The sequence below is a fragment of the Pseudomonas lyxosi genome, from assembly GCF_047758685.1.
GTDB classification, from domain to species: Bacteria; Pseudomonadota; Gammaproteobacteria; order Pseudomonadales; family Pseudomonadaceae; genus Aquipseudomonas; species Aquipseudomonas lyxosi.
Window position 1 is genome coordinate 979,302 of the sequence record NZ_CP180481.1, and the last position, 11,542, is coordinate 990,843.

The following is an 11,542-nucleotide window of genomic DNA, read 5'->3' on the forward strand; positions in this document are numbered from 1 at the left end:
AGCCTGGTCTGAACCTGTCGTCACTCAATGAAAGGTGATTTGTTGAGTCGCTCCCGAACCACCGTCAGGCTTGGCGGCTGTTCGTATTCATAATCCAATGCAGCAATATCCATGACTTCACTGATCTTCAACGTCCAGGGCTTGAGCACATCAGGGTAGTTGTGGCCTGTCGGTCCATCCCGTAAAGGGGCGTAATGGGGAGCCCATTGCGGGTTAACTACGCCCATCTTTTTCTGCCAGTCGGCCCAAACCTTATCAATGAAACAGTGGTGGAGAAAAAAAACCGGATCGTCCGGAGAAGTCATCGGCAACATGTTGCCACCGATCCAAAGATGAACCCGATTGTGCAACTGGGAACTCGAGGTTTTGACCTGAGGATCGCCTCGCTGCGTGATCCAGCCCTCCAGACGGTTTCTGAAACCGCGCACGCAATGGCTGGAGTCATACGGCGGTGTGTCATACAGACTTTCGCGCATCGCCATCTGCAAATCCTCAGGCGTGGGAAGCGAGTCGACAACGAGACCGAACTGACGCTTCAAACCTGGCCCCGGCAGACCGTCATCCGGATATGACGGAACTGGCCATCGCCCGTTCTTGTACGCAAAAGGACCACTCGCCACCCTCCAGTCATCACCCTCCACACCATTGCCGCCCATGAAGTTGTCTGCCCACACCGGGGAGTTATGCGGATCGGCAGAGTCTTGGGTCCAGTTCCAGTAGGGAATGGTGATCGAGGGGTCGATGGCTTGAAGGTCAGCTTCAAATTGAAGCAAAAACGCTCGATGCCACGGCAGGAATGAAGGCCCCCGATGTGCGCCGTTTCTGTAGTTGGGGTCGTGTGGCTCATGGGGCAGAACGGTGGGCACCATCACATGGTGATGTTGATGCACATATCGGTCGTATTGCCCCGAGAGCTTGAGCTGGAGGCAGGCGTCGATAAATTTTGTCTTTTCAATATCTGTCAGCGAACGAATATTCTTCCGAAGTTTCATTTGGACACGTCCTTGAGAGGGGTAACGGACTGAGTGCCCCAAACCAGGTACCTACTCAGTCATCCGCCGACAAAACCTAGGCTGGATGCTGAGCGGTGTCTACTGTCATAAATGACAGGCCGAACGCCGTTTCCGATGGACGGTTACTGCCTGTCAAACGGCTGAGCCACCCCGTGTCTGGATGACTTCCTACCTCAAGTAAGTCAACATCCACGACCAAACCGGTTCGCTCACAGGGTCATACGCTCATGAAAATCTGCGGCATCGAAATCAAAGGCAGCGAAGCGATTATTGCCGTGGCCTCCCTCGACGACCAGGTGCTGAGCCACGTCGCGCGGAACATCAAGAAAATTGCTCTCGACGATGACGATGAAGCGGCGAATGTGAAAGTTTTTGCCGCTCAGGTAGCGTCGTTTGTACGCGAGAACTCCATCGACCGGATTGCGATCAAGAAGCGCAGCAAGAAAGGCGAATTCGCCGGTGGGCCGACCACGTTCAAGATCGAGGGAGTTTTCCAGTTGCTGGAAAATTGCGAGGTTACGCTGTTGTCGCCACAGACCATCAATGCGCAGAACAAGAAGTTCGACTTTGCACTGCCGGATACGCTGAACAAGTATCAGCATGAAGCGTTTAAAGCGGCCTGCTCGGCGCTGATGAAGAAGTAAAAGCGAGCGCGGAACAAAATGTGGGAGCGAGCTTGCTCGCGATAGCGGTGTATCAGACACATAGATGCTGACTGTTGCGACGCCATCGCGAGCAAGCTCGCTCCCACAGGGTTTTCTATTGCTGTCGAAATCTGCGCTTAGACCAGTTCCCGACCATCCCCCAACCGCCGGCGGTCTTCACGCGGACACCGTTCAAACCGCGCCCGATAGCTTCGGGTGAAATACGACGGCGATTCAAACCCGCACGCAATACTCACTTCCAGCACACTCATATCCGTTTGTCGCAATAACTGTCGTGCCTTCTCCAGCCTCAAACGCAGGTAGAAATTGCTCGGCGTGTCGTGCAAATGCAGCCGAAACAATCGCTCCAACTGCCGGCGCGTCACCTTGATCGATTCGGCCAGTTCCAGCGTGCTCAGCGGCGGTTCGCTGTGCTGCTCCATCTCTCCAATCACATGCACCAGTTTCTTATTGCTGATGCCATAACGCGTGGCGACTTCCATGCGCTGGTGGTCTTTGCGCGGGCGGATGCGGCCGAGTACAAATTGTTCGCTGACCTGAATCGCCAGTTCCGGGCCGTGGGCCTGGCTGATGAGGTCGAGCATCAGGTCGATGGAAGCGGTGCCACCGGCGGAGGTAATGCGTCGGCGGTCAATCTCGAACAGCTCCTGGGTGACGCTGAGCTGTGGATAAGATTCCTTGAACGCGTCGATGGCTTCCCAGTGCAGGGTCAGGCGATGGCCGTCGAGCAGGCCGGCTTCGGCGAGGACGAAACTGCCGGTATCGATGGCGCCGAGGGTCACGCCTTCGTTGTCCAGGCGGCGCAGCCAGTGCTCCAGCGCGGGCGTGGCGAATTTCAGCGGTTCGAAGCCCGCGATCACCAATAAGGTCGCCCCTTTTTTCAGCGGTTCCAGCGCCGCATCGGCGTTGACCGACATGCCATTGCTGGCCAGCACCGCCCCACCGTCCGCGCTGAGCACATGCCAGCGGTAGAGCTCGCCACGAAAGCGATTGGCGACCCGCAGCGGCTCGATGGCCGAGATGAAACCGATGGCCGAGAAACCCGGCATCAACAAGAAGTAGAAATCCTGGGACATGGAGCGCACTCGACTGGCAGGTAACGAGAGGGCGGGAAGCGTGTGGACGTTGATACGCCACTTGTCGATGGCATTCAAGAGTGCAGGTCGCTGCAGTGCAAGAGCTGGTCGCCGCAGTGCGCTTTAGCGGGCCTCAAGCTGCGTAACTTGGCATCACCGGCGCACAAAGACGACCGGACCCACAATAATGACCTGCCGAGGAACCTGAGATGAAACGACTGATCAGCAGCTGTGTTCTTGCACTCAGCGGTACCGCTTTCCTGAGCGCCAGCGTCATGGCGGCCGAACCTGCTTCATGCCAGAACGTACGCATGGGCGTCGTGAACTGGACCGACGTGATCGCCACCAGTGCCATGACCCAAGTCCTGCTCGATGGCCTCGGCTACAACACCAAACAAACCAGCGCTTCCCAGCAAATCATCTTCGCCGGGATCCGCGACCAGCGCCTGGACTTGTTCCTGGGCTACTGGAATCCGCTGATGACCCAGACCATCACCCCGTTCGTAGCGGCCAATCAGGTCAAGGTGCTTGAGGCGCCAAGCCTGAAAGACGCCCGCGCCACGCTCGCGGTACCGACATACCTCGCCGACAAGGGCCTGAAAACCTTTGCCGACATCGCCAAGTTTGAAAAGGAACTGGGCGGCAAGATCTACGGCATCGAGCCCGGTTCGGGCGCCAATACCCAGATCAAGGCGATGATCGCCAAGAACCAGTTTGGCCTCGGCAAGTTCCAGTTGGTCGAGTCCAGTGAGGCCGGCATGCTCGCGGCGGTGGATCGCGCCGTGCGACGCAAAGAGGCCGTGGTGTTCTTCGGCTGGGCGCCGCACCCGATGAACGTCAACGTGCAAATGACTTACCTCACCGGCAGCGACGACGCTCTGGGCCCGAACGAAGGCATGGCCACCGTCTGGACCGTCACCGCGCCAAAATACGCCGAGCAATGCCCGAACATCGGTCGTTTGCTAAGCAACCTGACCTACACCGCCGAAGACGAGAGCCGGATGATGCAGCCGCTGCTGGATCACAAGGACGCTTTCGAGTCGGCCAAGCAATGGCTGAAAGATCACCCGCAAGACAAGCAACGCTGGCTCGAAGGCGTGACCACCTTCGATGGCAAACCCGCTGCTGAAAACCTGCAACTGACCACTAAATAAACCCGATTGAACCACCGACTCGCAGCCCGACAAGGGCTGCGAATCGACTAATCACGCCTGCAAGGAACCCGCCTCATGAACCACGACGTCATCATCACCTGCGCACTCACCGGTGCTGGCGACACGACCAGCAAAAGCCCACACGTGCCGGTCACCCCGAAACAAATCGCCGCTGCCGCCGTGGAAGCCGCCAAGGCCGGCGCCACTGTCGTTCACTGCCACGTTCGTAACCCCGAAACCGGCAAATTCAGCCGCGACGTCGCGCTGTATCGCGAAGTGATGGAGCGCATCCGCGAGGCGGACGTCGACATCATCGTCAACCTCACCGCCGGCATGGGCGGCGACCTGGAAATCGGCGCGGGCGAGAACCCGATGGAGTTCGGCCCGAACACCGACCTGGTCGGCCCGCTGACCCGTCTGGCGCACGTTGAAGAGCTGCTGCCGGAAATCTGCACCCTCGATTGCGGCACCCTTAACTTCGGCGACGGCGACACCATTTACGTGTCCACCCCGGCCCAGCTACGCGCTGGCGCCAAACGCATTCAAGAGCTGGGCGTGAAAGCCGAGCTGGAAATTTTCGACACCGGTCACCTGTGGTTCGCCAAGCAGATGATCAAGGAAGGGTTGCTCGATGACCCGCTGTTCCAACTGTGCCTGGGCATCCCGTGGGGCGCGCCGGCCGATACCACCACCATGAAAGCCATGGTCGACAACCTGCCTGCCAATGCGGTCTGGGCCGGTTTCGGCATCGGTCGCATGCAAATGCCGATGGCCGCGCAAGCGGTGCTGCTCGGTGGCAACGTGCGGGTCGGTCTGGAAGACAACATCTGGCTGGACAAGGGCGTATTGGCGACCAACGGCCAACTGGTCGAACGCGCCTCGGAAATCCTCAGCCGTCTCGGCGCCCGTGTTCTGACACCGGCTGAAGGCCGGGCAAAAATGGGCCTGACCAAGCGCGGCTAATCGACCTTTTCAAATTCTGGAATTGCCATGACTTTTATCACTGAAATCAAAACCTTCGCAGCCCTGGGCAGCGGTGTCATCGGCAGCGGTTGGGTGTCCCGCGCCCTCGCCCACGGCCTCGACGTGGTGGCCTGGGACCCGGCGCCCGGTGCCGAAGCCGCGCTGCGTAAACGCGTCGCCAATGCCTGGGGTGCTTTGGAGAAACAGGGCCTTGCGCCGGGTGCATCGCAGGATCGGTTGCGCTTTGTCGCCACCATTGAAGAATGCGTTCGCGACGCGGATTTCATTCAGGAAAGCGCCCCTGAGCGTCTGGACCTGAAACTGGAACTGCACAGCAAAATCAGCGCGGCGGCCAAGCCCAATGCCTTGATCGGCTCCAGTACTTCCGGCCTGTTGCCGAGCGAGTTCTATGAGAGCTCGACGCACCCGGAACGCTGCGTCGTCGGGCACCCGTTCAACCCGGTTTACCTGCTGCCCCTGGTGGAAGTGGTTGGCGGCAAAAACACCGCCCCGGAAGCCGTTCAAGCGGCAATGAAAGTCTATGAATCCTTGGGCATGCGTCCGCTGCATGTGCGCAAGGAAGTACCCGGTTTTATCGCCGACCGCTTGCTCGAAGCGCTGTGGCGTGAAGCGCTGCACCTGGTCAACGACGGTGTGGCGACTACCGGTGAAATCGACGACGCAATTCGTTTTGGCGCGGGTCTGCGCTGGTCGTTCATGGGCACGTTCTTGACCTACACCCTGGCGGGTGGCGATGCGGGCATGCGCCACTTCATGGCGCAATTCGGGCCGGCGTTGCAGTTGCCGTGGACTTATTTGCCGGCGCCGGAGCTGACGGACAAGTTGATTGATGATGTGGTGGATGGCACCAGTGATCAGTTGGGCACACACAGTATTTCGGCGCTGGAGCGCTATCGTGATGATTGCTTGCTGGCGGTGCTGGAGGCGGTGAAGACCACCAAAGAGAAGCATGGGATGGCGTTCAGCGAATAACCCCTTGCACTGATCGTTCCCACGCTCTGCGTGGGAATGCCTCAATGGACGCTCTGCGTCCGCTTTGGGACGCGGAGCGTCCCGGGCTGCGTTCCCACGCGGAGCGTGGGAACGATCATATACCCACCTGCCGGAACCCCAATCATGCCCATCCTCACCACCTACAAAACCAAAATCATCCCCGACTGGGTCGACTACAACGGCCACCTGCGCGACGCCTTCTACCTGCTCATCTTCAGCTACGCCACCGACGCGCTGATGGATCGTCTGGGCATGGACAGCAACAACCGCGAAGCCAGCGGCAACTCGCTGTTCACCCTCGAACTGCACCTCAATTACCTGCACGAAGTGAAGCTCGACGCCGACGTCGAAGTGCACACCCAAATCATCGGCCACGACAGCAAACGCCTGCACCTCTATCACAGCCTGCATTTGGTAGGCGATGACAAGGAGCTGGCGGGTAACGAGCAAATGCTGCTGCACGTCGACCTCGCCGGGCCGCGCTCCGCACCGTTCAGCGAAGACACCTTGAGCAAGCTGCAAGCCATCGTCGCCGAGCAAGCCGACCTGCCCGCCCCTGCCTACATTGGCCGAGTGATCGCGTTACCCCCTAAAAAATAACAAGGAGATCGCCATTGAACACCGCCGCCGCTTTTGCCGACTTCCGTACCTACCCGTTGATCAGTGCGTTGACCGCCGTACACACCCTGGCGGACCGAATTCAAGTGAAGTGGGCCGATGACCGTGTCAGCCCGTTTCATCATCAGTGGTTGCGGGACAACTGTCCGTGCCCGCTGTGCGTCTACACCGTGACCCGCGAGCAAGTGCTGGAAATCGTCGACGTCGCCGAAAACCTGAAGCCCTCGGACGTCAGCATTGATACCGAAGGCTGCCTGCGTGTCGACTGGCAGGACGGCCATCTCAGCCGCTTCAATCCAGGCTGGTTACGGGCCCACGCCTACGACGATGAGTCCCGCGCCGAACGCCGGGCTGCCAAGCCGAAAAGCCAGCTCTGGAACAGCGACCTGAAGCTGCCGGTGTTCGACTACCAGGCGTTGATGAACGACAACGATGCCTTGCTGCAATGGCTGCTGGCCGTGCGCGATATCGGCCTGACCCAGGTCCGCGGCGTGCCCACCGAGCCGGGCTCGTTGAAGTTGATTGCCCAGCGGATTTCCTTCATCCGCGAGAGCAATTTTGGCGTGCTGTTCAACGTGCAATCCAAGGCCGATGCCGACAGCAATGCCTACACCGCTTTCAACCTGCCGCTGCACAGCGATTTGCCGACCCGGGAGTTGCAACCGGGACTGCAATTTCTGCATTGCCTGGTCAATGACGCCGACGGTGGCGAGAGTATTTTCGTCGACGGTTTTGCCATTGCCGAAGCCTTGCGTCAGGAAGATCCCGAAGCGTTTAAAAGCCTTTGCGAAATCCCTGTGGAGTTCCGCAACAAAGACCGCCACAGCGACTACCGCCGTCTCGCGCCGATCATCGCGCTGGATGCCTTTGGGCAGGTTTCGGAAATCCGCATGGCGAATTTTCTGCGTGGGCCGTTCGATGCGTCGGCCGAGCAGATGCCCGCTCTCTATCACGCCTACCGCCGCTTTATTGCGATGACCCGAGAAACGCGATTCCGCGTGATGACGCGGCTGAATCCCGGCGAAATGTGGTGTTTCGACAACCGCCGCACCCTCCACGCCCGCAACGCCTTCGACCCCGCCACCGGCGCCCGGCACTTCCAGGGTTGCTATGTCGACCGCGATGAATTGCTGTCGCGCATCCTTGTCCTGCAGCGTTAAACCTCAGCCAAAAAAAGCCCCGATCAAGCCGTGACAGGATCGGGGCAGAAGGTACTGTTGAGGAGCCGTTGCGCGAGGGTGACCAAACCTTCGTGAAGCCAGCTGACCCCAGTGTGCCCACTCCCATCCGCGGCAAGTTAGCCGAAAACGACCTGTTCATAGGTATTGCGGCCATTGCGACAAATCGTCCTTGCCGCCACTCCGTACCCCTACGAGAATCGAGCCACGACACCGTTCCCTGAAGAAGGATTGCGTCATGATGCACGCCGATTTGATTGACCAGGAAGACCTGTTGGGCCAGCTGAAATCGTTGGGTTTTCAAGTACCGAACGGCGCCACCGCCGAGCAAGCTTGCGAGTGCGCGGTGCGAGGCTTGAACGATGAACGGGCGATAGTCCTGCGGACCATGGTCAAGCAGATGTACACCAGTAGCGCGACCATTCTGCCGGCGGTGCGCCAGGCCATTGATAGGCAATTGCTGCCCGCGTTGGCGGAATATCAGCAGAGCCGTAGCGCCTGATAGTGATCGTTCCCACGCTCTGCGTGGGAATGCAGCCCGGGACGCTCCGCGTCCCTGCCGAAGCGGACGCAGAGCGTCCATTGAGGCATTCCCACGCAGAGCGTGGGAACGATCAGAGCATTAGAGCCTTACGCTGGCAAACGTCGACTCATTGCGCGCCTGACTCAACGCCGACAACGGCCCGGACAACGGTGACAACACCAGCGCTTGCGGCAGCGGCATCATCGCCACTTGTTGCGTGGTGTTGGAACCTACGCGTTCGTCACGCGGAGGAATGCCGAAGTATTCGCGGTAGCACTTGGAGAAGTGCGGCGTGGACACGAAGCCACACACCGACGCCACTTCGATGATCGACATCGGCGTTTGCTTGAGCAGCTGCCGGGCGCGGATCAAGCGCAGTTTCAGGTAGTAACGCGACGGCGAGCAGTGCAGGTATTTCTGGAACAGCCGCTCCAGCTGACGACGGGACACGGCGACATACACCGCCAGCTCATCGAGGTCGATCGGCTCTTCCAGGTTGGCCTCCATCAGCGCGACGATTTCCTGCAACTTCGGCTGGTTGGTGCCGAGCATGTGCTTGAGCGGCACACGCTGGTGATCCTGCTCGTTGCGGATGCGTTCGTAGACAAACATTTCCGAAATCGCGGCCGACAGTTCACGGCCATGATCGCGGCTGATCAGGTGCAGCATCATGTCCAGCGGCGCGGTGCCACCGGAGCTGGTGAAACGGTTACGGTCGAGGGTGAACAGACGCGTACTCATGGCCACACGCGGGAAAGCTTCCTGCATCGAGGCCAGACATTCCCAGTGCACGCTGCAATCGAAACCGTCCAGCAGGCCGGCGCACGCCAGGGCCCAGCTGCCGGTGCAGACTGCACCGAGACGGCGCGACTGACGCGCCTGGCTTTGCAGCCACGAAACGTGTTCACGGGTAACAGTGCGCTGGATGCCGATACCGCCGCAGACAATGATGGTGTCCAGGGCAGGGGCTTTGTGCATGGAGCAGTCGGGAGTGATCTGCAGACCGTCACTGGCCCAGACCTGACCACCGTCGACGGTGAGTGTGGTCCAGCGATACAGCTCGCGGCCGGACAATTGGTTGGCCATGCGCAGGGGTTCTACTGCGGAGGCCAAAGAAATAAGCGTGAAATTGTCCAGCAGCAAAAAGCCGATGGATTGAGGCGCACGGTTCTGGGGTTGGGCCCCGGAGTTGAACGTCGTCATCGCGGTATCTCCTCACACAAAGCGGGTGATGGCCTCAGGCGGAGGCTCTTGTTATTGCCATCGTTCTCGCGTGGGAGACGGGCTTTGTAATGACAGAGCAAATGCCATGCCTAAAGTTGAATGGCCGTTCAATAACTCCTGAAAACGACGTCGGAATGTGTCTAAATATGACTCGCGTGGAGTGGGGGGTATAAGTGCCATCAATGGCAGCAAGCGCTCTGCCCCGTTACGTGTGAGCAAATCGGTAGCACTTGTGGGAACAGGGCTGCGACGCACTGAGGAAGAGTGTCACCACAAGCACGGGTGACAGGCGGTAATGGCCAACTTGGATCCCGGATCTGGGACAAGTCGCTTATCTGTAAGCGACGCGCCAAAACGTGGCGCGTTTTGATTCCTGTGTTCACTTACCGCGCAGTTTTGACTGGTCTGACGCCTTCGCGGGCAAGCCTCGCTCCTACAGGGATCGCGTGATTCTGTAGGAGCGAGGCTTGCCCGCGAACGGGGTCAACTCGGTATCAGCACTCAACCGCGCTAACCGCCAATCCACCGCGCGATGTCTCTTTATATTTGTCATGCATGTCGGCACCGGTATCACGCATTGTGCGGATCACCCGATCCAGCGAGATAAAGTGCTGACCGTCGCCACGCAGCGCCATCTGCGCCGCGTTGATCGCCTTCACCGCAGCAATCGCATTGCGCTCGATGCACGGCACTTGCACCAATCCGCCCACCGGGTCGCAGGTCAGGCCGAGGTTATGTTCCAGACCGATTTCCGCCGCGTTACACAGCTGCTCCGGTGTCGCACCCAGAATCTCCGCCAGCCCGGCCGCCGCCATGGCGCAGGCCGAACCGACTTCGCCCTGGCAACCGACTTCGGCACCGGAAATCGAAGCGTTCTTCTTGCACAGAATCCCGACCGCCGCCGCACTGAGGAAATAGTCGACGACGTTGGCGTCAGTCACCACCTCGCTGAACTTCATAAAGTAGTGCAGCACCGCCGGAATGATCCCCGCCGCACCATTGGTCGGTGCCGTGACCATGCGCCCGCCAGCGGCGTTTTCTTCGTTGACCGCCAGGGCGAACAGGTTGACCCACTCCATGGCGCTCAAGGTCGAGCCGATCACATTGGGCTTGTTCAGCTCTTGCAGGCTGCGGTGCAGTTTGGCCGCGCGACGACGCACATTCAGGCCGCCGGGCAAGATGCCTTCGTGCTTGAGGCCTTGTTCGACGCAATCCTGCATGGCGCGCCAGAGTGTCATCAGGCCGGCGCGGATTTCCTCTTCGCTGCGCCAGACTTTCTCGTTGGCCATCATCAACTCTGCAACGCGCAAGTTGTGCTGCTTGCAGAGGCTGAGCAGTTCGACGGCGCTGGAGAAATCGTACGGCAGCACGGTGCGGTCCAGATCGACCACGCCGCTTGAAGCCTGTGCCTCATCGACGACAAAACCGCCGCCGATGGAATAGTAGGTGTCGCGATGCAGCTCACCGTCATCACCTTCAACGATCAGCGTCATGGCGTTGGGGTGGAATGGCAGGTTCTCGTCGATCAGGCGCATGTCCCGGGCCCAGATGAACGGGACCGACAAACGACCGTCGAGCAACAGCGTGTGGGTTTCACGCAGGGTTTCGATGCGAATGCCGATTTGCGACGGATCGATCGCGTCCGGCCACTCGCCCATCAGGCCCATGATCACTGCATTGTCGCTGCCGTGACCGATTCCGGTGGCCGACAACGAACCATAAAGCTGAACTTCGACGCGCCGTACTTGTTCCAAAAGACCCTGCTCACGCAAACCTTGCACGAACAACGCCGCGGCCCGCATAGGTCCCACGGTGTGCGAACTGGAAGGGCCGATGCCGATTTTGAACAGGTCGAAAACACTGATAGCCATTACTGCCGAACTCCTGGATGTGCCAACTCCAGACGCAAAAGCGCCCAGTGACGGAGCTGCTACGCTCAAGCTGCAATCCGCCGAGATGGCCGCATCATCAGGCTTTTGTCATGTCGTTCGACGTCTCACACCGACGCACTCATGCCCACCAACGCCGCGAGGCTTTGACGCTGCGTTTTCGCCGTTTTTTTGCGGATCAGAGGGTCAAACGGGGCTGAAAAAAGCTGTAAACGACGTCACCGA

Annotated in this window: 11 protein-coding genes; 7 read left to right on the top strand and 4 right to left on the bottom strand. The window is 59.4% G+C overall.

Translation table 11 applies throughout. The features are described 5' to 3' along the window. Positions 1-20: 20 nt before the first annotated feature. The gene (locus tag ACMXYI_RS04660) at positions 21-992 is read right to left on the bottom strand and encodes a tyrosinase family protein (protein WP_415771901.1); all 972 of its coding nucleotides are present in this window, start codon (positions 990-992) and stop codon (positions 21-23) included. A 248-nt stretch (positions 993-1,240) separates the two neighbouring features. Between ACMXYI_RS04660 and ACMXYI_RS04665 the strand changes: the two genes are divergently transcribed. Continuing rightward, positions 1,241-1,657 carry a DUF3010 family protein gene (locus tag ACMXYI_RS04665; protein ID WP_415771903.1) on the top strand — a complete coding sequence of 139 codons (417 nt, stop codon included), beginning with the start codon at positions 1,241-1,243 and terminating at the stop codon, positions 1,655-1,657. Between the two features lie 137 nt (positions 1,658-1,794). Here ACMXYI_RS04665 and ACMXYI_RS04670 read toward each other — a convergent pair whose 3' ends face one another. After that, entirely contained in the window at positions 1,795-2,754 is a 960-nt protein-coding gene (locus tag ACMXYI_RS04670; protein WP_415771905.1) for a GlxA family transcriptional regulator, read from the bottom strand. A gap of 209 nt (positions 2,755-2,963) precedes the next feature. On the opposite strand from ACMXYI_RS04670, the gene choX reads away from it, so the two are divergent. From choX to ACMXYI_RS04700, 6 genes are all read left to right on the top strand, one after another. Further along, the gene (gene choX / locus ACMXYI_RS04675; RefSeq protein ID WP_415771907.1) at positions 2,964-3,908 is read left to right on the top strand and encodes a choline ABC transporter substrate-binding protein; all 945 of its coding nucleotides are present in this window, start codon (positions 2,964-2,966) and stop codon (positions 3,906-3,908) included. Between the two features lie 75 nt (positions 3,909-3,983). Beyond that, positions 3,984-4,871, top strand: coding sequence for a 3-keto-5-aminohexanoate cleavage protein (locus tag ACMXYI_RS04680; protein WP_140674841.1), 888 nt, complete (start codon positions 3,984-3,986; stop codon positions 4,869-4,871). A 27-nt stretch (positions 4,872-4,898) separates the two neighbouring features. Then, positions 4,899-5,864: an L-carnitine dehydrogenase gene (locus ACMXYI_RS04685; RefSeq protein ID WP_338920995.1), complete on the top strand. Its 966-nt coding sequence runs from the start codon at positions 4,899-4,901 to the stop codon at positions 5,862-5,864. 144 nt (positions 5,865-6,008) lie between these two features. Next, positions 6,009-6,485: a thioesterase family protein gene (locus ACMXYI_RS04690; protein WP_415771910.1), complete on the top strand. Its 477-nt coding sequence runs from the start codon at positions 6,009-6,011 to the stop codon at positions 6,483-6,485. A gap of 14 nt (positions 6,486-6,499) precedes the next feature. After that, complete coding sequence (locus ACMXYI_RS04695) at positions 6,500-7,663, top strand: gamma-butyrobetaine dioxygenase (protein ID WP_415771912.1); 1,164 nt, start codon at positions 6,500-6,502, stop codon at positions 7,661-7,663. Positions 7,664-7,919: 256 nt separating this feature from the next. Then, complete coding sequence (locus tag ACMXYI_RS04700; protein ID WP_415771914.1) at positions 7,920-8,183, top strand: hypothetical protein; 264 nt, start codon at positions 7,920-7,922, stop codon at positions 8,181-8,183. A gap of 120 nt (positions 8,184-8,303) precedes the next feature. Here ACMXYI_RS04700 and ACMXYI_RS04705 read toward each other — a convergent pair whose 3' ends face one another. Together ACMXYI_RS04705 and ACMXYI_RS04710 are read right to left on the bottom strand one after the other, a co-directional pair. Further along, entirely contained in the window at positions 8,304-9,407 is a 1,104-nt protein-coding gene (locus tag ACMXYI_RS04705) for a GlxA family transcriptional regulator (protein ID WP_201198415.1), read from the bottom strand. 515 nt (positions 9,408-9,922) lie between these two features. Then, positions 9,923-11,299, bottom strand: coding sequence for an L-serine ammonia-lyase (locus tag ACMXYI_RS04710; protein WP_415771916.1), 1,377 nt, complete (start codon positions 11,297-11,299; stop codon positions 9,923-9,925). Positions 11,300-11,542 lie beyond the last annotated feature (243 nt).

Excerpts from the sequence above, each read along its gene's own strand:
- ACMXYI_RS04660 (WP_415771901.1), bottom strand. The coding sequence starts at position 992 with ATGAAACTTCGGAAGAATATTCGTTCGCTGACAGATATTGAAAAGACA.
- ACMXYI_RS04665 (WP_415771903.1), top strand. The coding sequence starts at position 1,241 with ATGAAAATCTGCGGCATCGAAATCAAAGGCAGCGAAGCGATTATTGCC.
- ACMXYI_RS04670 (WP_415771905.1), bottom strand. The coding sequence starts at position 2,754 with ATGTCCCAGGATTTCTACTTCTTGTTGATGCCGGGTTTCTCGGCCATC.
- choX (WP_415771907.1), top strand. The coding sequence starts at position 2,964 with ATGAAACGACTGATCAGCAGCTGTGTTCTTGCACTCAGCGGTACCGCT.
- ACMXYI_RS04680 (WP_140674841.1), top strand. The coding sequence starts at position 3,984 with ATGAACCACGACGTCATCATCACCTGCGCACTCACCGGTGCTGGCGAC.
- ACMXYI_RS04685 (WP_338920995.1), top strand. The coding sequence starts at position 4,899 with ATGACTTTTATCACTGAAATCAAAACCTTCGCAGCCCTGGGCAGCGGT.
- ACMXYI_RS04690 (WP_415771910.1), top strand. The coding sequence starts at position 6,009 with ATGCCCATCCTCACCACCTACAAAACCAAAATCATCCCCGACTGGGTC.
- ACMXYI_RS04700 (WP_415771914.1), top strand. The coding sequence starts at position 7,920 with ATGATGCACGCCGATTTGATTGACCAGGAAGACCTGTTGGGCCAGCTG.
- ACMXYI_RS04705 (WP_201198415.1), bottom strand. The coding sequence starts at position 9,407 with ATGACGACGTTCAACTCCGGGGCCCAACCCCAGAACCGTGCGCCTCAA.
- ACMXYI_RS04710 (WP_415771916.1), bottom strand. The coding sequence starts at position 11,299 with ATGGCTATCAGTGTTTTCGACCTGTTCAAAATCGGCATCGGCCCTTCC.